The sequence below is a fragment of the Bacillus carboniphilus genome (genome assembly GCF_020524035.2).
Lineage (GTDB): Bacteria > Bacillota > Bacilli > Bacillales > JAIVKR01 > Bacillus_CC.
On record NZ_CP129013.1, the window covers coordinates 2797359 to 2822904 of the forward strand.

The window sequence follows — 25546 nt, forward strand, 5'->3', positions numbered from 1 at the left end:
GAAAAAATTGTTCCTAAACCCTTTCAAGGTAAAAAGTTAGAAATATTAAAAATGAGTGATTTAAAGCCAATTGAAAAAAAGGGTGCTGATGGAAAAACACTTAATTAGTCCTTATTTGATAGAAGACCATGCGCATAGCGCGTGTTTATTATCCGAAGAAGAAGAAATTAGCATCATGGTAAATGAAGAAGATCATATTCGTATTCAATGTCTTTTCCCAGGTTTTCAGTTACAAGAAGCATTAAACATGGCAAATGACTTAGATGATTGGATTGAAGAGGAAGTAGCCTATGCTTTTGATGAACAGAAAGGGTATTTAACGAGCTGCCCTACAAACGTAGGGACCGGTCTTAGAGCTTCTGTCATGATGCATCTTCCAGCGTTAGTCATGACAAAACAAATCAATCGAATTATTCCTGCTATCAACCAATTAGGGTTAGTTGTTAGAGGGATTTACGGAGAAGGAAGTCAAGCATTAGGAAATATCTTTCAAGTATCAAACCAATTAACGTTGGGGAAATCAGAGGAAGATATTGTAGATGACTTGAAAAGTGTAGTCGACCAATTAATTACACAAGAAAGATCAGCAAGAGAGGCTTTATATAAAACATCAAAACTACAGTTAGAAGATCGCATCTTTCGTTCATATGGTATTTTGGCAAATAGTCGTATTATTGAATCTAAAGAAACGGCCAATCGCTTATCAGATGTTAGACTAGGCATTGATTTAGGGATTATAAAAAATATGTCTAGAAATATAATGAATGAACTCATGGTGTTAACTCAACCAGGATTCTTGCGCAATATGCAGGAGGAACATTAACGTCTGATGAAAGAGATATAAGAAGAGCAACATTAATAAGAGAAAGATTAGCATTTGATAAAGAAATGGAGGATGATGAAAAATGATGTTTGGTAGATTTACTGAGCGAGCTCAAAAAGTATTAGCATTAGCGCAAGAGGAAGCTGTCCGTTTAGGTCATAATAATATTGGTACGGAACATGTATTATTAGGTTTAGTACGTGAAGGTGATGGCATTGCTGCAAAGGCACTAGACGCACTGGGTTTAAGCAATGAAAAGATTCAGTCAGAAGTTGAGAACTTAATTGGTAAAGGCGAGCAAGGGTCGCAAACCATTCACTATACACCTAGAGCTAAAAAAGTAATTGAGTTATCAATGGATGAGGCAAGAAAATTAGGTCACTCATATGTTGGTACTGAACATATTTTATTAGGACTTATTCGTGAAGGGGAAGGGGTAGCCTGCAAGAGTTTTGAACAATTTAGGAGTAAGTCTCAACAAAGCACGTCAACAAGTGTTACAACTTTTAGGGAGTAATGAGTCATCTAGTTCTCATCAAGGTGGCGCAATGAATAGTGCGAACACACCAACATTAGATAGTCTGGCAAGAGATTTGACCGTTATTGCAAGAGAGGGAACGCTTGATCCTGTTATTGGAAGAAGTAAAGAGATTCAGCGTGTAATAGAAGTGTTAAGTAGACGTACAAAAAATAACCCTGTTCTTATTGGAGAGCCAGGAGTAGGGAAAACAGCTATTGCAGAAGGGTTAGCACAACAAATTGTTCAAAACGAAGTCCCAGAAATTTTACGAGATAAGCGTGTAATGACACTTGATATGGGTACGGTCGTTGCAGGAACGAAGTATCGAGGAGAATTTGAAGATCGTTTGAAAAAAGTAATGGATGAAATTCGTCAAGCGGGCAACATTATTTTATTTATTGATGAACTTCATACCTTAATTGGAGCTGGGGGTGCAGAAGGAGCGATTGATGCATCTAACATTTTAAAACCAGCTTTAGCTAGAGGAGAGCTTCAATGCATCGGCGCAACGACTCTTGATGAATACCGTAAATATATAGAAAAGGATGCTGCGCTAGAGAGAAGGTTTCAACCAATCCAAGTAAATGAACCGACTGCGGAAGAAAGTATTCAAATATTAAATGGATTACGTGATCGTTATGAAGCACATCACCGAGTAACGATTACAGATGAAGCGATTGAAGCGGCTGTTAAGTTGTCAGATCGGTATATTTCTGATCGCTATTTGCCAGATAAAGCAATTGATCTCATTGATGAAGCTGGATCAAAAGTAAGGTTAAGATCTTTCACAACTCCACCAAACTTAAAAGAGCTTGAGCAAGATTTAGAAGAAGTGAGAAAAGAAAAAGATGCTGCCGTTCAAAGTCAAGAGTTCGAAAAAGCGGCATCACTTCGAGACTCTGAGCAACGTTTACGTGAAAAATTAGAAGCAACGAAAAAAACGTGGAAACAGAAGCAGGGACAAGAAAATAGTGAAGTGACAATTGATGATATTGCGATTGTCGTATCAAACTGGACGGGAGTACCTGTATCAAAACTTGCTCAAACCGAAACAGATAAATTATTGAAACTAGAGGAGATCCTTCATTCAAGAGTAATTGGTCAGGATGAAGCTGTAGAAGCTGTTTCAAAAGCAGTTCGCCGTGCACGAGCAGGTCTAAAAGATCCAAAACGTCCAATAGGATCGTTCATATTCCTTGGACCAACAGGAGTAGGTAAGACAGAGCTTGCTAGAGCCCTTGCCGAATCCATGTTTGGTGATGAAGATGCGATGATTCGAATTGATATGTCTGAATATATGGAGAAACATTCAACTTCTCGTCTTGTAGGGTCACCTCCAGGTTATGTTGGTCATGAAGAAGGAGGACAATTAACTGAAAAGGTGCGTAGAAAACCTTATTCAGTTGTGTTATTAGATGAAGTTGAAAAGGCACATCCGGATGTCTTTAATATTCTCTTGCAAGTTTTAGAAGATGGACGTTTAACAGATTCAAAAGGACGTTCGGTAGACTTTAGAAATACTATTGTAATTATGACATCCAATGTAGGAGCGAGTGAGCTGAAAAGAAATAAATATGTTGGATTTAACGTTCAAGATGACTCACAAAATTATAAAGATATGAAAGATAAGGTGATGGGAGAATTAAAACGTGCTTTCAGACCTGAATTCTTGAACAGAATAGACGAAATCATTGTCTTCCATTCACTTGAGAAAAAACACTTAAAGGAAATTACAACGTTAATGGTCGAGCAACTAGCGAAGAGATTGCTGGAACAAGACTTGCAAATTTCTTTAACAGATGAGGCGAAGGAAAAACTGTGTGAAGTTGGCTATGACGTTGAATACGGAGCAAGACCATTGCGTAGATCCATTCAGAAAAATGTCGAGGATCGTTTATCAGAAGAGCTACTAAAAGGGACAATTAAAAAAGGGAAACAAATTGTGATTGATATTGAAGGTGATGATTTTGTTGTGAAATCACCTGAGACAGTGAAGTGATTTTTTTTAAAAAAGTTAAGAGCTCTACCAACTTTGGTAGGGCTCTTTTAAAAATAATCGCTTGCGCTTTTCGTAAAAGTGCGTGTTCAAAAAGTAGGGGGAAAAGTGCCGAGAAGAACGAGGCGACTAGTTAAAGGATCACAGGCTAAGTTCAGCCACGTCGCGAGAGCAACGCCTGCGCTAGCCCGTCCTGGGCATCGAAGCACCACAGTGTACGTTAAGGAAAAGGATCACGAGCTAAAGGAGGAACGTCAACTAACAGCGGTCACGTCCTGTGACCAACGCTTGCGCTAGCACATCGTGTGCATTGCCATCCTAGGGACAACGCTCGTGCTAGCCAATCCTGGCGTCGGAGCTTGGAATAGCGAGACAACAAAGTTATTCGACAACAATTTTTCATGACTTTTTGAACAACCTCTAAAAGGTAAAAATGTATAAACTCTGTACTTAATGGGAAGGTGCTTTCATTGTTGTATAGCTTAAGACTCTACACCGGAGACGCCTAGAGGAATTAGGTTCACAGGACGTGGGTTTAATTAGTTGATGTTCCTTATACATGTGGTCATTAATCGTGCGCGTACGCTTTCTTAATAATTGTATGAATATTACAATGTGATAAAAATACAATATAATAGCCCACAATTTTCAAAGGTTTAGAAAACCTCTTTTTCCTCTCGTATAGTATAATCCTATACAATAACTCCAAATTCATATATTAATTAATATTGACCTTTAAAGAAATGAGGAACAACGGATGGCGAAGACGAAAGTTAAATTTATATGTCAATCATGTGGGTATGAATCTGCAAAATGGATGGGGAAATGTCCTGGTTGTGGGCAATGGAACTCAATGGTTGAAGAAAAAATAAAAACCAATAAAACGAATCGCGGGGTGTTTCAACATTCCGATAATATAAAGCTTAGTAAGCCTACCTCAATTATGACGATTGAAACAAAAGAAGAACCTAGAATTAATACAACCATAAATGAGTTAAATCGAGTTTTAGGTGGAGGGATTGTAAATGGATCACTCGTACTAATTGGCGGTGACCCAGGAATCGGGAAATCGACCTTATTACTTCAGGCATGTGCAAGACTTTCTGAAACGGAAAAAAAGGTACTTTATGTTTCAGGAGAAGAGTCTGTCAAACAAACTAAGCTTAGGGCCAATCGTTTATCGATAGCAACAAAAAACTTGTTTATTCTAGCAGAAACAGATTTAGAAAATATCACTAAAGTGATTCATGAAATGAATCCAGATTTTATTGTGATTGACTCCATTCAAACGATTTATCATAACCAAGTAACTTCAGCTCCAGGAAGTGTTTCACAAGTTCGAGAATGTACAGGCGAACTAATGAGAATTGCGAAAACGAACGGAGTTCCGATCTTTATCGTTGGACACGTGACGAAGGAAGGATCCATTGCAGGCCCAAGGCTTTTAGAACATATGGTGGATACAGTTTTATATTTTGAAGGAGAAAGGCATCATACTTTTCGTATTTTACGAGCAGTCAAGAACCGTTTTGGGTCAACAAATGAAATGGGTATTTTCGAAATGAAAGAAACGGGATTAGAGGAAGTTCTTAATCCTTCGGAAATTTTTCTCGAGGAGCGTTCACAAGGTGCAGCTGGTTCTGCCGTTGTGGCTTCAATGGAAGGTACTAGACCTGTATTAGTTGAAATTCAGGCATTAATCGCGCCCACTAGTTATGGTAACCCAAGAAGGATGGCGACGGGATTAGATCATAATCGAGTCTCTTTACTGATGGCTGTATTAGAAAAACGAGTAGGACTCTTACTACAAAATCAAGATGCTTATTTGAAAGTTGCCGGTGGAGTCAAACTGGATGAACCAGCAGTTGATTTAGCAGTTGCTATTAGTATCGCATCAAGCTTTAAAGATCTTCCTACAAGGTCTACAGATGTCTTTTTTGGTGAAGTAGGATTAACGGGTGAGATCAGGCGTGTATCTAGGGTTGAACAACGTGTGCAAGAAGCTGTGAAGCTAGGCTTTAAAAGAATTATTTTACCTAAGGCAAATATAGGAGGATGGACAAAACCAGCAGAGGTTGAAGTTATAGGAGTTGTTAATATTTCAGAAGCTCTATCCCATGCGCTAGGAGGATAGGAAATGACAAAAAAATCAATGAACTTGGAAGGCGTATTAAAGATGATCGCACCAGGTACACCTTTGAGAGAGGGAATTGATAATATTTTACGGGCTAATACGGGTGGGTTAATTGTGATTGGATACAAAGAATCGGTGAAAGGCATAGTGGAAGGAGGGTTTTATATTAACGCTCCTTTCTCACCGGCCTATATATACGAATTAGCCAAGATGGACGGTGCGCTAATATTAAATGATAGTGCAAGCAAAATACTGTTTGCAAATGTCCAATTAACTCCTAATGCTGCTGTTTCATCTAGTGAGACGGGAATGCGTCATCGAACGGCTGAGCGTGTTGCTAAACAAACAGGAGGTTTAGTTATTGCTGTATCACAAAGAAGAAATGTCATTACGTTATATTTTGGTGAACAGCGTTATGTACTCGGTGATTTAGGTGTTGTTTTAACCAAGGCCAATCAGGCTATTCAAACGATGGAGAAGTATCGATTACTCTTGATGGAGCCATCAGACACATAACGAGTCTTGAGTTTGACGGCCTTGTAACGTACGAAGAGGTGTTACAAGTTCTGCATAGAGTTGAAATGGTCTTGAAAATTAAATTAGAGATGAAACTATATATGCACGAGTTAGGCTGCGAGGGTAAGCTCATTAAAATGCAAATGGATGAGCTCTTACTAAATATTGAAAAAGAAGCTTCTTTAGTTGTGAAAGACTATAGTTTCGAAATGATCAATCAACCCCAGGAAGTTATCGAGCAACTACAACAATTATCCAATGCAGAGTTATTAGATGATACCGTTTTATTAAAGAAGCTTGGATATGACCAAGATATTAATAAAGAAGAAATGGTCATCCCTAGAGGGTACCGAATTTTAAGCAAAATACCTAGAATACCCTTTTCTGTAATGGATAATGTCGTTCGAACTTTTGGTAATTTAAAGAATATTAAGCGCTCATCTGTATCACAATTAGATGAGGTCGAAGGAATAGGGGCTGTTAGGGCGAAGAAAATAAAAGAAAGTTTAAAAAGGTTAGAACAACAGTATACAATAGATAGCAAATTTTAAAAAACAATGTATATTTGTGCTATAATAGGTGAACACTAATGATTGTTTTAGAAATACTCATAATGACTTGTCTACTGGTTGATGTGGAATTATTATTGAGATGTTCGTCGAAGTAAAAATGCTTTCATTATACCTTTTTTTGCAAATCAGTATCAATCAGGTTACAATTCATTAAAACATAATTTCACATCGTTTGTTTTTGGTAAATACGTTTATAATGATTAAGAGGAGGTGAAGGTATGCTTAAAAGAAGTATACAGGTGATTTTCTTATTATTAGGAGGTACTCTTGGAATCTTTTTTATCCCGCACTTATTACGTTTATTTAATTTAACAGACATACCTTTTATTAATACACCGTATGTGACTGCTATTTTAGGAGCTATTATATTTTATGCCTTAACCTTTTTATTTGTTGATCAAATTGTTCGATGGATCAATAGTATTGAGGAATTACTTGTTAAAAAACCAATAACCGATATTTTATTTGGTAGTTTAGGGTTAGTAATTGGACTCATCATTGCCTATTTATTAGGAATTCCGATAAAAGAACTACCGTACGCGCCATTTAATTCAATCATTCCGATCTTTTTAACCGTGTTATTAGGTTATTTAGGGTTTCAGATCGGTCATAAGAAAAAAGATGAATTACAAAATTTATTCTCGGTGCCTAATAAAAATCGAAACAAAAAAGATCTAGAAAACGAGGATGAACCATCTTCGAGTAATCGATTAAAAATATTAGATACTAGTGTGATAATTGATGGTCGTATTGCGGATATTTGTCAAACAGGCTTTTTAGAAGGGACGATTGTTATTCCGCAATTTGTTTTAGAAGAACTTCAGCATATTGCTGATAGCTCAGATGTCCTTAAAAGGAATAGGGGACGAAGAGGATTAGATGTCCTAAATCGAATTCAAAAAGAGTTAGCGAACAATGTAGAAATTTATGAAGGCGATTTTGAAGATATTCAAGAGGTTGATAGTAAATTAGTCAAACTAGGTAAAATTACATCGGGAATGGTGGTAACAAACGACTTTAATCTCAATAAAGTTTGCGACCTCCAAGGAGTTGCTGTTCTCAATATTAATGATTTAGCAAATGCGGTAAAGCCCGTAGTATTACCTGGAGAAGAGATGAATGTTCAAGTAATAAAAGATGGTAAAGAGCATAACCAAGGTGTGGCTTACCTAGATGATGGAACGATGATTGTTGTGGAGGAAGGAAGAGACTATATCGGACAGCAAATCGATGTTTTAGTCACAAGCGTTCTTCAAACATCTGCAGGTAGAATGATCTTTGCTAAACCGAAAATGTTGGAGAAAGCTTTATAAGGGGAATGCTGAATGAAGTATACTGTCGTTGTAGTAGCTGCAGGTAAAGGGACGAGAATGAAAGCAGAACAAAGCAAGCAATTGATCAAACTCAATTCAATTCCTATATTTATTCATACGCTAAATATTTTCGAGAATGACCCTAATTGTCAAAGGGTCATTCTCGTTATTAATGAAAAAGAAGAGAATGAAATTAGAAACAACCTATTAAAATTTAACATTAAAAAAGTTAAAGATTTAGTTCCTGGAGGAAAAGAGCGACAAGAGAGTGTTTATAAAGGCTTGCAGCTAGTTAATCCTGATTCAGTCGTTCTTATTCATGATGGGGCTAGACCTTTTGTGTCTATTAATAAACTTAAGGAGTTAGTAGTTAACGCTTCAGAAATAGGTGCCGCTACTTTAGCTGTCCGTGTGAAAGATACGGTAAAAAAGGTTGGAACAGAAGGTCATGTAGTTGAAACACTTGATCGATCATGCTTGTGGGCGGTTCATACTCCACAAGCTTTTACTCTCTCAAAAATACTTCACGCTCATCAATATGCTAGAGAAAAAAATATGATAGCAACAGATGATTGTAGCTTATTGGAATCAATCGGTGATAAAGTAGCTATCGTAGAAGATGATTATATGAATATAAAGATTACAACCCCGGAGGATCTTGTGTTTGCAAAGGCGATACTAGAATATAAAAGTAGCTGTCACACATGATTTTCATTTAATTCTTCCTGATATGTTTTAAATGGATTCGATGAGGGAAGAGAACTTTATTTATATTAAGAAAACAAGCATAAGGGACAGCATTTATATATACATATCCTGTTCATTGAAAAGAGAGGAGAAGATAAGGTGATGAGAATCGGACAAGGGTTTGATGTACATGAACTTGTAGAGGGGAAGACCTTTGATTATTGGAGCTGTAGAAATCCCATATGAAAAAGGCCTCATAGGTCACTCAGATGCTGATGTTTTATTACATACAGTGGCAGATGCATGTTTAGGTGCAATTGCAAAAGGAGATATAGGAAAGCACTTTCCAGATACAGATCCAGCGTTTAAAGATGCTGATTCTGCAAAGCTTCTTCAGCATGTGTGGTCTATTGTAAAAAACGAGGGCTATGTATTAACTAATATCGACTGTACAATTATTGCACAAAGACCGAAGATGGCACCATACATAGAAGAAATGAGAGTCAATATTGCGAAGTTGTTAGAAGCAAACATAGATCAAGTCAATGTCAAGGCTACGACAACGGAGAAATTGGGTTTTGCAGGGAGAGGCGAAGGGATCGCATCACAAGCTACTGTGTTGTTGCAAAAACGATAGGGAGCTTATATACTTTAGTAGACAAATTTAGCATTTGATTTATGAGGTTGTTCAAAAAAGTCCTAAAAAAATGTCGGTTGAATAACGTTGTTGGTTTGCTTTTCCGACACTCCGACGCCAGGATTGGCTAGCACGGGCGTTGTCCCTAAGATGGGGACGTTCTTAGCCCGTGAACCATACTGTACGTACACTGTGAGTGGTTCGATGCACAGGAGGTGCTAGCGTCAACGTTGCCACAGGACGTGGCGGTATTTAGTTGACGTTCCTTAAGTTCACCGCCTCGTTCTTCAGCGTCCTTTTTCCCCTACTTTTTGAACACGCACTTTATGCATTTATTATATATTTTTAAATACTTTTAGAAAAAGTGGAGGTGCCTAATCGTGGCGAAAGATATTAGAGTGCGCTATGCACCTAGTCCAACCGGCTATTTACATATTGGAAATGCAAGAACGGCTCTATTTAATTTCTTATTTGCAAGAAGTCAAAATGGGAAGTTTATCATCCGAATTGAAGATACAGACAAACAACGAAATATTGAGGGCGGAGTTGAAAGTCAACTTCAATATTTAAAGTGGTTAGGAATCGATTGGGATGAAAGTGTTGATTTAGGTGGTGAATATGGACCCTATCGTCAGTCAGAGCGCTTTGATTTATATAAAGAATATGCCGATCAATTATTAGAAGAGGACAGGGTCTATAAATGCTATTGTACTTCAGAAGAATTAGAACAAGAACGAGAGCAACAATTGGCAAAAGGGCAAATGCCTCGTTACTCTGGAAAGTGCAAACATTTAACAGCTGAAGAACAAGAAAAATTAGAACAAGCTGGTCGTAAAGCTAGTTTAAGGTTTAAGGTCCCTAGTGATAAAGTATATTCCTTTGTTGATATAGTAAAAGGAGATATTTCTTTTGAATCTAACGGAATCGGAGATTTTATTATCGTCAAAAATGATGGATCACCATTGTATAACTTTGTTGTAGCAATTGATGATCACTTAATGAAGATCTCTCATGTGTTAAGAGGAGATGATCATATCTCCAATACACCGAAGCAAATGATGATTTATGAAGCTTTAGGATGGGAGCCACCTCAGTTTGGTCATATGACGTTGATCGTTAATGAGAGTCGTAAAAAACTCAGTAAAAGAGATGCGAATATTATTCAGTTTATTGAACAGTATGCTGAATTAGGATATTTACCTGAAGCGATGTTTAACTTTATTACATTGTTAGGATGGTCGCCAGTAGGTGAAGAAGAACTCTTTAGTAAGCAACAATTAATTCAAATATTTGATCCTGAACGTTTATCTACATCTCCTGCTGTATTCGATCAGCAAAAACTTAGGTGGATGAATAACGAATATGTGAAACAGTTAGAATTAGATAGTCTTATGCAGTTAACCCTTCCTCATTTAGTGAAAGCGGGTAAGGTTAGTGAAACGATGTCAGATGAAGAGCAAGCATGGGTTTGTGATGTAATCAGCTTGTATCAAGAACAAATGAGTTACGGTGCAGAAATCGTTGAACTTACTGAGTTGTTTTTTAGAGGAGAGCTCACATTTACTGAAGAAGCAAAACAAGTTTTAGCGGAAGAACAAGTTCCAGAAGTTTTAACGACTTTTGTGAAAGAGTTAGAAACGATCGAGGAATTTAAAGCGGACTCCATTAAAAAAGCGATGAAATCTGTTCAAAAAACAACAGGTAACAAAGGGAAGAAATTGTTTATGCCAATCCGGGTAGCTTCAACCGGTCAAACACATGGTCCTGAATTACCTAAAGCGATTGAACTATTAGGCGAAGAAAAGATAAAAGAACGAATTCATCAAGCATTATCGTTAACAAATGTGTAAAAGTGTAATATGATATTATTAGCAAATCATATATGAAAGCGTAGAAGAGGATAAGTAAGGGAACCATTGTCTAAATACAGAGAAAAACCTCGTTGCTGAGAGGGGTTTTAATGACAGTTCCTTGAAATGCACCTTGGAGCCCTCTATTGAAATGGGAGTAAATAGAGGTGGTTTAGCCTACCATTATGAAGGGAAAAGTTTTGAAGAAAAGTTATTTACTTCTTCTAAAACAGAGTGGGACCGTGCGAAAGCACCTCTGTCTAAATGCAGAGGTGCTTTTTATATGGGGAAATTAATAGGGGAGAGTTTAATTCTGTCTCAAGTGTTTTCTTCATCTGTTTTCAAGCTCATCCTTCTCTAAAGATGCGCATCCGACGTACAGGAGGTGCTAGCATCATGGTTGCCCACAGGACGTGCGATGAACAGGAAGTTTTAGCGCAGGAGTTGCCACAGGACGTGGCTGAAGTTATTAGCCTGCGTTCACAATCAGTCGTCGCTAAACGGCCGCATCCGCTTTTCTTATTGTCTAGCTCCAGCGCCCAGCGACTGGTGTTGCTTTCGACGCACAGGAAGTGCTAGCATCAACGTTGCCCACAGGACGTGGGAGTCTTTAGTTGATGTTCCATGTCTCTACGATAAGTCAACGGAGACGCCTCCAGGAGGGAGGTGGATCTACGTTGCCACAGGACGTGGCTGAACTTAGTAGATCCTCCGCTTTCGGGCTTTCGTGTTTCCTTTATCTCATGCGGCGATGAACAGGAGGTTCTAGCGCAGGCGTTGCCACAGGACGTGGCTGAAGTTATTAGCCTGCGTTCACAATCAGTCGTCGCTAAACGGCCGCATCCGCTTTTCTTATAAATTGATAATGCTATATGGAGGGGTATCCCGATGTTTAGACTGTTAAAAGAAGATGTTGATGTGGTTTTTGAACAAGATCCATCAGCAAGAAGCTATCTAGAGGTTATACTGACATATTCAGGTCTTCATGCGATTTGGTCTCATCGAATTGCCCATGCTTTTTATAAAAGACGTTTTTTCTTTTTAGCAAGGCTAATTTCACAATTAAGTCGGTTTTTCACTGGGATTGAAATTCATCCTGGAGCAAAAATAGGAAAAGGTTTTTTTTATTGACCATGGTATGGGGGTCGTAATTGGTGAAACATGCGAAATTGGCAATTATGTTACCTTGTACCAAGGGGTTACTTTAGGGGGGACAGGGAAAGAGAAGGGTAAAAGACATCCAACGTTAAAGGATTACTCATTAATTGCTGCTGGTGCGAAAGTACTAGGGTTCAATAACGATTGGCGAAAATTCAAAAGTGGGTGCTGGCTCTGTCGTTTTACACGATGTCCCAGAGAACTCTACCGTTGTCGGAATACCTGGTAAGGTGGTTGTGAAAGATGGAGAAAGAGTTTCCAAAGACTTAAATCATACAGATTTACCTGACCCGATCCATGATTATTTGGAAGATTTGGAGAAACAAATAAAACAACTAAAGAAGCAAATGAACGAGAAAGAACAAGGAGGTCGCGAATGATGCTCAAGGTTTTTAATACATTAACGAGAATAAAGGAACCTTTTGAACCAATAGAAGCTAATAAGGTGAAAATGTATGTATGTGGTCCAACCGTATATAATTATATTCATATTGGAAATGCTCGTCCTGTAATCGTATATGACACAGTAAGGAAATATTTAAAGTTTCGTGGCTATGATGTTACGTATGTTTCTAATTTTACGGATGTAGATGACAAGTTAATTAAAGCTGCAAATGAATTGAAAGAAGATGTACCTACTATTGCAGAAAAATTTATTGAAGCCTTCTTAGAAGATGTTTCTGCGCTTGGATGTGACAAGGCAGACAGTCACCCTAGAGTAACAGAAAATATTGACATTATCATTGAGTTTATAAAAGAGCTCATTTCTAAAGGTTATGCTTATCATTCAGATGGGGATGTATATTATAGGACTAAAGAGTTTAATGACTATGGTAAATTATCTCATCAACCAACAGATGAACTTAAGCTTGGCACTAGAATTGAAGTAGGGGAAAAGAAACATGACCCATTAGACTTTGTTTTGTGGAAAGCAGCTAAGCCGAATGAAATTTCTTGGGATAGTCCTTGGGGAGAAGGTCGTCCTGGTTGGCACATTGAATGCTCAGCCATGGCGAAAAAGTACCTAGGGGAAACGATTGATATTCATGCAGGAGGACAAGATTTAATCTTCCCACATCATGAAAACGAGATTGCCCAATCCGAAGCGTTGACGGGTAAACCATTCTCTAAATATTGGTTGCACAACGGATATGTTAATATAAATAATGAGAAGATGTCGAAATCACTTGGGAATTTTTTGACCGTGCATGAAATGGTTCAAAGGCATAACCCAGAAGTGATCCGCTTTTTAATGTTGTCCGTTCATTATCGTCACCCCATTAATTTTTCTGATGATCTGCTAGGTCAAGCAGAGAATGGATTGGAAAGGTTAAAAACGAGTTATACAAATTTAATGCATAGATTAAAAAGCAGTACAAATTTAACAAATGACGATCAACAGTGGTTAGATAAAATTACAAAAGAGAAAGAACGTTTTATTCAAGAGATGGATGATGACTTTAATACGGCGAATGCCATTTCTGTTTTATTTGACCTTACGAAGCAAGCGAATTATTATTTGGAAAAAGGTCATACGTCTGAAAAGGTCATCCAAGCATTCTTGGATCTTTATAAGCAGTTGTTTGCCGTTCTTGGATTAACGATTGCAGAAGGACAGTTACTAGATGAGGAAATAGAGGGATTAATTCAAAAAAGAATTGAAGCTAGGAAAAATAGGGAGTTTGCCTTAGCTGATGAAATTAGAGATCTTTTGAAGGAGAAAGAAATTATTTTGGAAGACACTCCGCAAGGAACACGATGGAAAAGAGGCTAAACAGTATGAACATAGAAGCTTTTGAAGTCAAAGATGTCAACCAGTTAAATGGCTTGGCGCTAGCTTATATAGGTGATGCTGTTTATGAAATGTATGTGCGGAATTTCTTACTTTCTTTAGGAAAAGTAAAGCCAAATGAATTACATCGTATGTCCAAACAATTTGTGTCGGGTCAATCTCAAGCCGATATTTTATTTCATCTAATTAATAACAATTTCTTTACTGAACAAGAAATGATGGTGATTAGACGAGGTAGGAATGCTAAATCAGGAACGAAGCCTAAAAACTTAGATGTTCAAACTTATCGGCACAGTACAGCATTTGAAGCGATAGTAGGTTATCATTATTTAAATAAAAATGAACAAAGACTGAATGAGTTGATGCATCGTGTCATTGAGTTAATCTCTATAGAAAGGGGGATTTTCAAATGAAGAAAGAGTTTATTATAGGAAAAAATCCAATTATCGAAGCGTTAAAAACGGATCGGGATATTAACCGTATTTGGTTAGGAGAACATACGAATAAAGGTCAGGCGAAGCAACTTTTACAATTAGCAAAGGAAAAAGGGATTATTGTTCAGCAAGTTCCTAAAAAGAAGCTTGATCAAATGGTAGATGGTAATCATCAAGGGGTCATTGCACAGGTTGCAGCTTATCAATATGCTTCGTTAGACGATTTGTTTGAAATAGCTGAAAAGAGAGGTGAGTCTCCGTTTTTCCTGTTACTGGATGAAATAGAAGACCCTCATAATTTAGGATCAATCATGAGGACTGCTGATGCGGTAGGGGCACATGGTATCATTATTCCTAAAAGAAGGGCAGTAGGATTAACCTATTCCGTTTCCAAAGCTTCAACAGGAGCAATCGAGTATATACCTGTTGTGAGAGTCACTAATATAGCGAACACCATTGATGAACTGAAAGAGAAAGGGTTATGGATTGTAGGTACAGATGCGAAAGCTACTGACGACTACCGGGATATAGACGGAAATATGTCTATAGGTCTAGTGATTGGAAGTGAAGGAAAGGGAATGGGTCGGTTAATAAAAAATAAGTGTGACTTTCTCATTAATATTCCTATGATTGGAAAGGTCACTTCCTTAAATGCCTCAGTTGCAGCAAGTATTCTTATGTTCGAGGTTTTTCGTAAAAGAAATCCCCTAAGGCAGTAGAGTTCCATGGATATTCTTTTAGTGGATGGTTACAATATCATAGGTGCATGGCCGGAGTTAGAGGCATTAAAAAAACATAGTTTGGCGGATGCTAGAAGCAAGTTAATAGAAAAAATGTCAGAGTACTGTGCATACACAGGGATGAAGGTCATTATCGTTTTCGATGCACATATGGTGAAGGGTTTAGATAAAAAAAAGAAGCAAGCAGGGGTTGAAATTATTTACACAAAAGAGATGGAAACCGCTGATGAGCGAATTGAAAAGCTTGCCCAATCTCTACAAAATATTCGAACGAAAGTGTATGTAGCAACCTCTGACTATACTGAACAATGGACCATTTTTTCAAAAGGAGCTTTGAGGAAGTCAGCAAGAGAACTTTTGATAGAAATGGAGTCAATAGAAAAACGTATTGAGAAAAAAGTAAAGAAAACGCAACAAGAACGTTTTAATTCTAAGATTAAATTATCTGACGATGTAGCAGAAATGTTCGAAAAGTGGAGAAGAGGAGATAAATAGAATCTAGATAAAGTTAAATAATAACAGATTTTATTTAAATCAATTTATGTAATCTACTTTACTTTTTTTAAAAGTTAAGAAGGCATGAAAAACGTTTATTATTTAGCTTTCTTTTTTATTATTGTCCAGCTCCAGCGCCAAACGACTCGTAAGTTTTTCGACGCACAGGAAATGCTAGCATCATCGTTGCCCAGAGGACGTGGGCGCTTTTAGATGATGTTCATATGTTTGTTATCGTCGTTAAACGGGCGCTTATGCTTTTCTTACTTAGATTTCAATTGTTATAAATATAGGTTGTTGACGTTTTCCAAAAAAGTGCAGTATAATATTTCTAACTATTGCTTTATTGCGGTCGGGGGGATCGGTGTGAGCACATACGACAACAAAGGAAAATACGTAGTGGAATTAAATAAATTAAACGACGAACAAATCATTGAAATGGTTCATTTAGGAAACAGTGATGCATTGGATTTTTTAATAACGAAATACAAAAATTTTGTGAGAGCGAAAGCGCGATCGTATTTTTTAATTGGTGCTGATCGGGAAGATATTGTTCAAGAAGGAATGATAGGTCTTTATAAAGCCATCCGAGATTTTAGAGAGGACAAGCTTACATCATTTAAGGCTTTTGCAGAATTGTGTATTACCCGCCAAATTATCACTGCGATTAAAACCGCAACCCGTCAGAAACATATTCCTCTTAACTCGTACGTGTCACTAGATAAACCCATTTATGATGAAGAATCTGATCGAACATTAATGGATATCATATCAGGTGCTAAAGTCATGGATCCAGAAGAATTAATTATTAATCAGGAAGAATTCGATGATATTGAATTGAAAATGGGAGAATTACTTTCAGATTTAGAAAGGAAAGTGCTTGCTCTTTATTTAGATGGTCAGTCATATCAAGAAATTTCCAAACAATTAAATCGACATGTAAAGTCAATTGATAACGCTCTTCAGCGTGTGAAACGAAAATTAGAACGTTATTTAGAAATTCGTGAAATTACTAGTTGAGCTCAATTGAAAGTGTGCATGCACTTTTCTATTGTCTAGCTCCAGCGCCCAACGACTTGTAAGTTTTTCGACGCACAGGAAGTGCTAGCATCATCGTTGCCCACAGGACGTGCGATGAACAGGAAGTTTTAGCATCAACGTTAGCCACAGGACGTGGCTGACCTTAGTTGATGATCCTTTGTGTAGATGATGTTCCATCTCTTTGATAAGTCAACATCGAAGCCTGCGGCTATTCGTGTTTCCTTTATCTCATGCGGGGGTCTCAAGCCCCTTCGTCGTTAGTCGGGCTCTTGCGCTTTTCTTAAATACCATTGAAACCATATTGACATATTTTTCGACAATGTGATACATTTTTATTGATATAAAAACGGATGGTGTGTATATGCGTAAGAAAGTGATTTTAGCTTGTACAGCTTGTGGAAGCCGAAACTATTCAACAAATAAAAATGTAACAACAACTTTAGAACGCTTAGAAGCAAACAAGTACTGCGATAAATGTAAGTCTCACATGCTACACCGTGAAACAAAATAACAAAGGGCAAACTCTTCTTGGAGGTACGTAAAATGCAACGATTAGTTAATTTTTTTCGCGGTGTGAGTCGCGAAATGAAAAAAGTAAGCTGGCCAAAAGGTAAAGAACTTACACGCTATACGATCACGGTTATTACAACGGTGACATTTGTGGCTGTTTTCTTTGCGTTGATTGATACAGGTATTTCTGAACTTATTCGACTTATCCTTGAATAAACTAAGTAATTTCGTGCTATAATGAGTCATATCGAGATTCTCATGTGAAACCCGTTTAACGGGTTTTTTCAATGCTCAAGAAACTGAAGGTGACCTAGTCGTTATTCAAAATGTTGAGAACAGACTTGTGTTAATAATAGAGTAATTTAAAGTGATCTTCTTAGCTATAAGCCTAACCTTAACTAAGACTTTCGGATCATGCGGGGAGGGAAGGACAAACGTCCACCATTATGGAAAAGAATTGGTATGTGGTCCATACGTATTCTGGTTATGAAAATAAAGTAAAAACCAATCTAGAAAAAAGAGTAGAGTCGATGGGAATGCAAGATAAAATATTTCGTGTAGTAGTCCCTGAAGAAGAAGAGACAGAAATTAAAAATGGGAAGCAAAAGGTTAGCAAGAAAAAAGTGTTTCCTGGATATGTTATTGTTGAGATTGTGATGACGGATGACTCTTGGTATGTGGTGCGTAATACACCAGGTGTAACAGGGTTTGTAGGCTCAGCTGGTTCAGGTTCTAAGCCAACTCCATTATTACCAGAAGAGGTAGATCGTATATTAAAACGAATGGGAATGAATGAACAGAATATAGATGTTGATTTTGAAGTAGGAGAAAACGTAAAAGTGACAGAGGGTCCTTTTGCAAACTTCGAGGGAACGGTTGAAGAGATAGAATTAGATAAAAACAAAGTGAAAGTACTTGTTAATATGTTCGGTCGTGACACCCCTGTGGAGCTTGATTTTAACCAGGTTACAAAATTGTAATTTAAAACTTGAAAAAAACAATAGAAAGTGGTAACATTTCATAAGTCAGTATGTCTCTATTATATGAGACAGTTATATTGAAATGATTCTGATATTTTTAGAAGTTGTTCAAAAAGGATGAAAAAAATCTCTGTCGAATAACTTTGTTGTCTGGCTTCTTTACTCCTCATGTACTAAGAAACGTACACTGTGGTGCTCGAATCTCAGACGCCTCGTTCTTCTCGGATCTTTTTCCCTTATTGTTGAACACGTACTTTTATACAGAATGAACTGCTTATGAGTGGGAGGGGAATAACCCTATTACCACATCACGGACTTAAGGAGGTGTGTCTCGTGGCTAAAAAAGTAATTAAAGTTGTAAAACTTCAAATCCCTGCTGGTAAAGCTAATCCAGCACCACCAGTTGGTCCTGCATTAGGTCAAGCAGGTGTGAATATTATGGGATTCTGTAAAGAGTTCAACGCTCGCACAGCTGATCAAGCTGGTTTAATCATCCCTGTTGAAATTACGGTATTTGAAGACCGTTCATTTACATTTATCACAAAAACTCCACCTGCAGCTGTTTTACTAAAAAAAGCAGCAGGAATTGAGTCAGGTTCTGGAGAACCTAATCGTAATAAAGTGGCGACACTTAAACGTGATAAAGTGCGTGAAATTGCCGAAACTAAGATGCCTGATTTGAACGCTGCGGATGTTGAAGCAGCGATGCGCATGGTTGAAGGTACTGCACGTAGCATGGGTATTGTTATCGAAGACTAATTTTCGTTGTAATAGGTTGCGGGTTTAATCGTATTTAACTTCGCAACCTTTATTCGTGGGAGGTATATCCGTTACAACCACATAAGGAGGAAATAAACATGGCAAAAAGAGGTAAGAAATATGTTGAAGCGGCTAAATTAATTGATCGCTCAAAAGCATATGATGTAAAAGAAGCAATTGAACTTGTGAAAAAGACATCTACTACTAAGTTTGACGCTACTGTAGAAGTTGCGTTTCGTTTAGGGGTTGACCCTCGTAAAAACGATCAACAAATTCGTGGTGCTGTAGTTTTACCTAATGGTACAGGAAAAACTCAACGTGTTTTAGTTTTTGCTAAAGGCGATAAACTAAAAGAAGCAGAAGCAGCAGGCGCAGATTTTGTTGGTGACTCTGAGTATATTAATAAAATCCAACAAGGTTGGTTTGACTTTGATGTAATCGTTGCTACACCTGATATGATGGGTGAAGTTGGTAAGCTTGGTCGTGTGTTAGGACCTAAAGGTTTAATGCCAAACCCAAAAACAGGTACAGTAACTTTTGAAATAGAGAAAGCTGTTAAAGAAATCAAAGCTGGTAAGGTTGAGTACAGAGTAGATAAACAAGCGAATATCCATGTTCCAATTGGTAAAATTTCCTTTGAAGAAGGAAAGCTTGTTGAAAACTTTGAAACCATTTTTGATACAATCGAAAAAGCAAAACCGGCTGCAGCTAAAGGAACTTACATGAAAAACATTACGGTAACATCTACGATGGGACCTGGTGTTAAAGTGGATTCTTCTACTTTTGCAGCTAAATAAATCCAGTTGACGAAATAAACTTGAACAGATATAATATTTCTTGTTGAAAAAATAATTTAAATTACTTTACCGTAGACAGTAGGTGCTTTAAAGCTTAATTTCCTACCGAGGTGTGTATCGATATATTTAGCGTTTTCGCTTGTTCGAATATACCAACCTCTATGTCTATGTGGGCATAGAGGTTTTTTGCGCCATAAACGGTATAAGTATTCTAATTTACCCTTATGGGAGGTGTAAAGATGAGCAGTGCAATTGAAACAAAGAAAGTGATTGTTGAAGATATCGCAACAAAATTCCGTGAAAGCAAATCAGTTGTCGTTGTAGATTACAGAGGTTTAACTGTTGCAGAAGTGACGGAGTTGCGTAAAAACTTACGTGATGCAGGTGTAGAGTTCAAAGTGTTTAAAAACACAATGACTCGTAGAGCTGTAGAACAAGTTGAATTGACAGAACTAAATGATGTTTTGACTGGACCCAACGCGATTGCGTTTAGTGCTGAAGATGTTGTTGCTCCAGCTAAAATTATTAACAACTTCGCAAAAGATCATGAAGCGCTAGAAATTAAAGCTGGTGTGATTGAAGGAAATGTTGCGTCAGTTGAAGATGTTAAGGCTCTTGCTGAACTTCCTTCAAGAGATGGTTTATTATCAATGCTTCTATCTGTCCTTCAACTCCAATACGAAATCTTGCTCTTGCGACAAAAGCTGTTGCAGATCAAAAAGAAGAACAAGGTGCATAATTCAATGGATATTAGTTGCTTAAGTGGACGAAAATTAATTCAATTTTCATAATGAAAACAAGGAGGAAAAACAAATGACTAAAGAACAAATTATTGAAGCAGTTAAAGAAATGACTGTTTTAGAACTTAACGATTTAGTAAAAGCAATTGAAGAAGAATTTGGTGTAACTGCTGCTGCTCCTGTAGCAATGGCTGGTGGAGCTGCTGGTGGCGAAGCTGCTGCTGAGCAAACAGAATTCGATCTAATTCTTGAAGGTGCTGGCGGACAGAAAATTAAAGTAATTAAAGTTGTTCGTGAAATCACTGGTTTAGGCTTAAAAGAAGCAAAAGAACTTGTTGATAACACTCCAAAACCTATTAAAGAAGGTATTGCTAAAGAAGAAGCAGAAGAACTTAAAGCGAAACTTGAAGAAGTTGGTGCTTCTGTAGAAGTTAAGTAATTCTTAATAAATAAAAGCTCGCTGTATTTCATATGGCGAGCTTTTCTACATTATGACATTATAGGGGTTACATATCGCTTGCTATTTAGTGAAGGGAGACGTTTCTTTGACGGATCACTATTATTCCAGTAATCCAAACGCTAAAAGTGATAAAAGTATTTGGAATTACACCTTGTTGGGTCATTCTTTTGAATTTCATTCTGATGCAGGAGTTTTCTCAAAAAAAGAGGTTGATTTTGGATCAAAACTTTTGATTGAAACATTTTCCGTACCGCAAGTTGAGGGGGATATTTTAGATGTTGGCTGTGGCTATGGTCCTATCGGTCTATCTATTGCCAAGCTGTGCCCTAAAAGGAAACTGTATATGGTTGATGTTAACGAAAGAGCTGTAAGTCTTGCGAAAGAGAATGCATTGAAAAACAAGGTTGATAATGTTGAGATTATTCAAAGTGATTTATATGAATTGGTTGAAAGTCAACAATTTGCAGCTATATTATCCAACCCTCCAATAAGAGCTGGTAAAAAGGTTACTTATACGATCTATGAAGAAAGTGTTGATCATCTTCTTCCAGGAGGAGAACTTTGGATTGTTATTCAGAAGAAACAAGGAGCGCCATCTGTTATGAAAAAATTAGAACAACTCTTCTGTGATGTGTCGGTAGTGGCGAGAAAAAAAAGGCTATTTTATCATCTGTGCAAAAAAGGATTGACGTAGATGGTGAAGCTATGATAGCATTAAAAAATGCCAATATATTAAAGTCGGAAAGTGTGTTTGTTTATCTTGACAATGTATAAAAGATATGCATTAGGATAAACTAGTGAAATATGTAGTGTTTACTTGGTTTTGCAAAGGAAAAACCATTTTTTCTATGTTCTTAATTATTTCTTATTTAGGTAAGAAATAATCCTAGTTTATGATAGATCTGTGCTGTATTTTTAGCGCAGTTTAATAAAATGTAAATAGTATTTAATGTTACTATATAACGATTAATTATTATTTACAAGAAAATATTACGTAGGATTTGAGGGGTGAATCAGTTGACAGGTCAACTTGTTCAATATGGACGACACCGCCATCGCAGAAGCTATGCGCGTATTAGCGAAGTTTTAGAATTACCAAATCTTATCGAAATTCAAACCTCTTCTTATCAGTGGTTTCTTGATGAGGGTCTTAGAGAAATGTTCCAAGATATTTCACCTATTGAGGATTTCACTGGTAACCTCTCGCTAGAATTCATTGATTATAGCTTAGGTGAACCTAAATACTCCGTCGAGGAATCAAAAGAAAGAGATGTCACCTATGCGGCTCCACTACGAGTTAAGGTTCGACTTATCAATAAGGAAACTGGAGAAGTAAAGGACCAGGATGTTTTCATGGGAGACTTCCCATTAATGACAGATACAGGGACATTTGTCATTAACGGTGCTGAACGTGTAATTGTCTCTCAATTAGTTCGTTCACCAAGTGTTTACTATAGTAAAAAAATTGATAAAAATGGTAAGAGGGGCTTCACAGCTACCGTTATCCCTAATCGTGGTGCTTGGTTAGAATATGAAACGGATGCAAAAGATGTCGTTCATGTACGTATAGATCGAACGCGCAAACTACCAGTGACGGTTTTATTGAGAGCGTTAGGGTTCAATACGGACCAAGAAATAATTGATTTACTAGGTGAGAATGAATACTTAAGAAACACATTGGATAAAGATAACACGGAAACAACAGAAAAGGCTTTATTAGAAATATATGAACGCCTCCGCCCAGGAGAACCACCGACAGTTGACAACGCTAAGAGTCTACTTGAATCTCGTTTTTTTGATCCAAAAAGATATGATTTAGCTAATGTTGGTCGTTATAAGATTAACAAGAAGCTTCATATAAAAAATAGACTTTTTAATCAACGTATTGCTCAATCGTTAGTTGATCCTGAAACGGGAGAAATAATTGTAGAAAAAGATACGGTTATTGATCGACGAATATTAGACAAGATCTTAGACCGTATAGAAAATGGAGTGGGCTTTAAATCTTTCCAACCTAATGGTGGAGTGATTGAAGAAGAAGTCACGCTTCAATCTATTAATATTTACGCACCGAATGATCCGGATGGTGAGCAAACCATTACTCTACTAGGAAATGCTAATGTTGAAGAAGGGGTTAAAAACATTGATCCCGCTGATATTCTATCGTCTATTAGTTATTTCTTTAACTTATTGCATGGGGTAGGCGATGTCGATGACATTGATCATCTTGGGAAATAGACGACTTCGTTCAGTTGGAGAACTCTTGCAGAACCAGTTTAGAATCGGATTATCAAGAATGGAGAGAGTTGTTCGAGAACGTATGTCCATTCAGGACACGAACACAATTACTCCGCAGCAGTTAATTAACATTCGCCCAGTCATTGCGTCCATTAAAGAATTTTTTGGAAGTTCGCAGCTTTCGCAATTTATGGATCAAACAAACCCTCTTGCGGAATTGACCCATAAAAGAAGATTGTCTGCACTTGGACCTGGTGGGTTAACTCGTGAACGTGCTGGCTTTGAAGTTCGTGATGTTCACTATTCTCACTATGGACGTATGTGTCCAATTGAAACACCTGAGGGACCAAATATCGGCTTGATTAACTCACTATCATCCTATGCAAAAGTGAATAAATTCGGTTTTATCGAAACACCATACCGTCGCGTTGACCCTGAAACTGGACGCGTTACAGATCGAATTGATTATTTAACAGCTGATGAACAAGATAACTATGTTGTGGCCCAAGCAAATGCGAGACTAGGTGAAGATGGAGAATTTATTGATGACAAGGTCGTTTCAAGATTTAGAGAGGAAAACATCGTAGCAAATGCAGATCGAATTGATTACATGGATGTCTCTCCAATGCAAGTTGTTTCTGCTGCAACAGCGTGCATTCCTTTCTTGGAAAATGATGACTCGAACCGTGCGTTAATGGGAGCAAACATGCAACGTCAAGCTGTTCCTCTTTTAAACCCTGAGTCACCTATTGTAGGGACAGGAATGGAACATATGTCTGCTAAAGACTCGGGAAGCTGCTGTTATTTGCCGCCATGACGGTGTGGTTGAGAGAGTAGAAGCTCACCAAGTTTTAGTGCGTCGTTATAAAGAAGTAGATGGACAAAAGGTTAAGGGGGACCTTGATCGTTATAATATGCAAAAATTTATCCGCTCTAACCAGGGGACTTGTTATAACCAAAGACCAATTGTATCTGTGAACGATGAGGTCGTAAAAGGTGAAATCCTAGCAGATGGTCCATCTATGGAATTGGGAGAACTTGGCTTAGGTAGAAATGTCATGGTTGGATTTATGACGTGGGATGGATATAACTATGAAGATGCGATCATTATGAGTCAACGTTTAGTTAAAGATGACGTTTACACATCGATCCATATTGAAGAGTATGAATCAGAATCCCGTGATACAAAGTTAGGTCCAGAAGAGATTACAAGAGACATTCCAAACGTAGGTGAAGATGCGCTTCGCAATTTAGATGACCGTGGGATTATCCGAGTTGGTGCTGAGGTAAAAGACGGTGACCTATTAGTTGGTAAGGTTACGCCAAAGGGTGTTACAGAATTAACAGCTGAAGAACGTTTATTACATGCTATCTTTGGGGAAAAGGCAAGAGAAGTAAGAGACACTTCATTACGTGTCCCTCATGGTGGAGAAGGGATTATCCTTGATGTGAAAGTTTTCAATCGCGAAGATGGGGATGAATTACCACCAGGGGTTAACCAATTAGTTAGAGTTTATATCGTTCAGAAGAGAAAGATTTCTGAAGGGGATAAAATGGCTGGACGTCACGGTAATAAAGGTGTTATTTCTCGTATATTACCTGAGGAAGACATGCCGTTTTTACCAGACGGAACACCGATCGATATCATGTTAAATCCTCTGGGCGTTCCATCACGTATGAATATTGGTCAGGTTTTAGAGCTTCATTTAGGTATGGCCGCAAGACAATTAGGGATCCATGTAGCTACTCCTGTTTTTGATGGTGCTCGTGAAGAAGACGTATGGGCGACATTGGAAGAGGCAGGTATGGCTAGAGACGGGAAGACCGTCTTATATGATGGTCGTACTGGAGAACCATTCGATAATCGTGTATCGGTTGGAATTATGTACATGATCAAACTTGCACACATGGTAGATGATAAGTTGCATGCACGTTCAACAGGACCATATTCACTTGTTACACAACAGCCACTGGGAGGTAAAGCTCAGTTCGGTGGACAACGTTTTGGTGAGATGGAAGTTTGGGCTCTTGAAGCATACGGTGCAGCTTATACTTTGCAAGAAATATTGACTGTAAAATCCGATGATGTTGTCGGGCGCGTAAAAACGTACGAAGCTATTGTCAAAGGAGACAACGTTCCAGAACCAGGAGTACCTGAGTCCTTTAAGGTTCTTATTAAAGAATTACAAAGTTTAGGAATGGACGTTAAGATTCTCTCTGGAGACGAAAAAGAAATAGAGATGAGAGATTTAGAGGAAGATGATTCAAACCATGACGATGGTCTCTCTTTAGAAAATGAGGAACCTGAGGAATTGGAAAAGGATGTTGTAACAAAGGAATAGGTTTAAGTTTCT

General features: G+C 37.7%; 15 protein-coding genes, 8 pseudogenes and 2 other annotated features. All 23 genes and pseudogenes read left to right on the forward strand.

Translation table 11 applies throughout. The annotated features are described in order from the left end of the window. Positions 1–39: 39 nt before the first annotated feature. Positions 40–909, forward strand: a pseudogene (locus LC087_RS14305) (protein arginine kinase); the annotation flags it as partial. Further along, positions 906–3342: pseudogene (clpC, locus tag LC087_RS14310) on the forward strand (ATP-dependent protease ATP-binding subunit ClpC). The pseudogenes LC087_RS14305 and clpC, both read left to right, overlap by 4 nt. A gap of 754 nt (positions 3343–4096) precedes the next feature. Further along, positions 4097–5473, forward strand: a complete 1377-nt coding sequence (gene radA, locus LC087_RS14315) for a DNA repair protein RadA (protein WP_226541686.1) — start codon at positions 4097–4099, stop codon at positions 5471–5473. 3 nt (positions 5474–5476) lie between these two features. Beyond that, positions 5477–6540, forward strand: a pseudogene (disA, locus tag LC087_RS14320) (DNA integrity scanning diadenylate cyclase DisA). Between the two features lie 239 nt (positions 6541–6779). Then, entirely contained in the window at positions 6780–7874 is a 1095-nt protein-coding gene (locus tag LC087_RS14325) for a PIN/TRAM domain-containing protein (RefSeq protein ID WP_226541690.1), read from the forward strand. A 12-nt stretch (positions 7875–7886) separates the two neighbouring features. Continuing rightward, positions 7887–8582 (forward strand): 2-C-methyl-D-erythritol 4-phosphate cytidylyltransferase, encoded by a 696-nt coding sequence (gene ispD / locus LC087_RS14330; protein ID WP_226541692.1) that lies wholly within the window; start codon positions 7887–7889, stop codon positions 8580–8582. Between the two features lie 138 nt (positions 8583–8720). After that, positions 8721–9198 (forward strand): annotated as a pseudogene (gene ispF, locus LC087_RS14335) (2-C-methyl-D-erythritol 2,4-cyclodiphosphate synthase). Between the two features lie 380 nt (positions 9199–9578). Then, on the forward strand, positions 9579–11048 hold the full coding sequence (gltX, locus tag LC087_RS14340; protein WP_226541696.1) for a glutamate--tRNA ligase: 1470 nt from the start codon (positions 9579–9581) through the stop codon (positions 11046–11048). Positions 11049–11080: 32 nt separating this feature from the next. Further along, positions 11081–11309, forward strand: a binding site (T-box leader). A 627-nt stretch (positions 11310–11936) separates the two neighbouring features. Continuing rightward, a pseudogene (gene cysE / locus LC087_RS14345) lies at positions 11937–12586 on the forward strand (serine O-acetyltransferase). Further along, the gene (gene cysS / locus LC087_RS14350; RefSeq protein ID WP_226541701.1) at positions 12583–13980 is read left to right on the forward strand and encodes a cysteine--tRNA ligase; all 1398 of its coding nucleotides are present in this window, start codon (positions 12583–12585) and stop codon (positions 13978–13980) included. The pseudogene cysE and the gene cysS overlap by 4 nt, the downstream one beginning before the upstream one ends. A 5-nt stretch (positions 13981–13985) precedes the next feature. Continuing rightward, positions 13986–14411, forward strand: coding sequence for a Mini-ribonuclease 3 (locus LC087_RS14355; RefSeq protein WP_226541703.1), 426 nt, complete (start codon positions 13986–13988; stop codon positions 14409–14411). Further along, on the forward strand, positions 14408–15151 hold the full coding sequence (gene rlmB / locus LC087_RS14360) for a 23S rRNA (guanosine(2251)-2'-O)-methyltransferase RlmB (protein WP_226541706.1): 744 nt from the start codon (positions 14408–14410) through the stop codon (positions 15149–15151). The genes LC087_RS14355 and rlmB overlap by 4 nt, the downstream gene beginning before the upstream one ends. Before the next feature lie 6 nt (positions 15152–15157). After that, positions 15158–15667, forward strand: a complete 510-nt coding sequence (locus tag LC087_RS14365; protein WP_226541709.1) for an NYN domain-containing protein — start codon at positions 15158–15160, stop codon at positions 15665–15667. Positions 15668–16033: 366 nt separating this feature from the next. Continuing rightward, positions 16034–16687: an RNA polymerase sporulation sigma factor SigH gene (gene sigH / locus LC087_RS14370; protein ID WP_226541711.1), complete on the forward strand. Its 654-nt coding sequence runs from the start codon at positions 16034–16036 to the stop codon at positions 16685–16687. A gap of 382 nt (positions 16688–17069) precedes the next feature. Then, positions 17070–17219, forward strand: coding sequence for a 50S ribosomal protein L33 (gene rpmG / locus LC087_RS14375; protein ID WP_226541712.1), 150 nt, complete (start codon positions 17070–17072; stop codon positions 17217–17219). Between the two features lie 32 nt (positions 17220–17251). Next, positions 17252–17434 (forward strand): preprotein translocase subunit SecE, encoded by a 183-nt coding sequence (secE, locus tag LC087_RS14380; protein ID WP_226541713.1) that lies wholly within the window; start codon positions 17252–17254, stop codon positions 17432–17434. A 230-nt stretch (positions 17435–17664) separates the two neighbouring features. Further along, positions 17665–18198: a transcription termination/antitermination protein NusG gene (nusG, locus tag LC087_RS14385; RefSeq protein WP_226541714.1), complete on the forward strand. Its 534-nt coding sequence runs from the start codon at positions 17665–17667 to the stop codon at positions 18196–18198. Between the two features lie 333 nt (positions 18199–18531). Then, on the forward strand, positions 18532–18957 hold the full coding sequence (rplK, locus tag LC087_RS14390) for a 50S ribosomal protein L11 (RefSeq protein ID WP_226541715.1): 426 nt from the start codon (positions 18532–18534) through the stop codon (positions 18955–18957). A gap of 98 nt (positions 18958–19055) precedes the next feature. Further along, on the forward strand, positions 19056–19754 hold the full coding sequence (gene rplA, locus LC087_RS14395) for a 50S ribosomal protein L1 (RefSeq protein ID WP_226541716.1): 699 nt from the start codon (positions 19056–19058) through the stop codon (positions 19752–19754). Between the two features lie 51 nt (positions 19755–19805). Continuing rightward, positions 19806–19951, forward strand: a sequence feature (ribosomal protein L10 leader region). A 42-nt stretch (positions 19952–19993) separates the two neighbouring features. Continuing rightward, a pseudogene (gene rplJ / locus LC087_RS14400) lies at positions 19994–20493 on the forward strand (50S ribosomal protein L10). A 74-nt stretch (positions 20494–20567) separates the two neighbouring features. Next, complete coding sequence (gene rplL / locus LC087_RS14405; protein ID WP_226541720.1) at positions 20568–20933, forward strand: 50S ribosomal protein L7/L12; 366 nt, start codon at positions 20568–20570, stop codon at positions 20931–20933. A 106-nt stretch (positions 20934–21039) separates the two neighbouring features. Further along, positions 21040–21643 (forward strand): annotated as a pseudogene (locus LC087_RS14410) (class I SAM-dependent methyltransferase). Positions 21644–21971: 328 nt separating this feature from the next. Then, a pseudogene (gene rpoB / locus LC087_RS14415) lies at positions 21972–25534 on the forward strand (DNA-directed RNA polymerase subunit beta). Positions 25535–25546 lie beyond the last annotated feature (12 nt).

Excerpts from the sequence above, each read along its gene's own strand:
- LC087_RS14355 (WP_226541703.1), top strand. The coding sequence starts at position 13,986 with ATGAACATAGAAGCTTTTGAAGTCAAAGATGTCAACCAGTTAAATGGC.
- rplA (WP_226541716.1), top strand. The coding sequence starts at position 19,056 with ATGGCAAAAAGAGGTAAGAAATATGTTGAAGCGGCTAAATTAATTGAT.
- nusG (WP_226541714.1), top strand. The coding sequence starts at position 17,665 with ATGGAAAAGAATTGGTATGTGGTCCATACGTATTCTGGTTATGAAAAT.
- radA (WP_226541686.1), top strand. The coding sequence starts at position 4,097 with ATGGCGAAGACGAAAGTTAAATTTATATGTCAATCATGTGGGTATGAA.
- rplL (WP_226541720.1), top strand. The coding sequence starts at position 20,568 with ATGACTAAAGAACAAATTATTGAAGCAGTTAAAGAAATGACTGTTTTA.
- cysS (WP_226541701.1), top strand. The coding sequence starts at position 12,583 with ATGATGCTCAAGGTTTTTAATACATTAACGAGAATAAAGGAACCTTTT.
- rpmG (WP_226541712.1), top strand. The coding sequence starts at position 17,070 with ATGCGTAAGAAAGTGATTTTAGCTTGTACAGCTTGTGGAAGCCGAAAC.
- ispD (WP_226541692.1), top strand. The coding sequence starts at position 7,887 with ATGAAGTATACTGTCGTTGTAGTAGCTGCAGGTAAAGGGACGAGAATG.
- LC087_RS14365 (WP_226541709.1), top strand. The coding sequence starts at position 15,158 with ATGGATATTCTTTTAGTGGATGGTTACAATATCATAGGTGCATGGCCG.
- LC087_RS14325 (WP_226541690.1), top strand. The coding sequence starts at position 6,780 with ATGCTTAAAAGAAGTATACAGGTGATTTTCTTATTATTAGGAGGTACT.
- secE (WP_226541713.1), top strand. The coding sequence starts at position 17,252 with ATGCAACGATTAGTTAATTTTTTTCGCGGTGTGAGTCGCGAAATGAAA.
- rlmB (WP_226541706.1), top strand. The coding sequence starts at position 14,408 with ATGAAGAAAGAGTTTATTATAGGAAAAAATCCAATTATCGAAGCGTTA.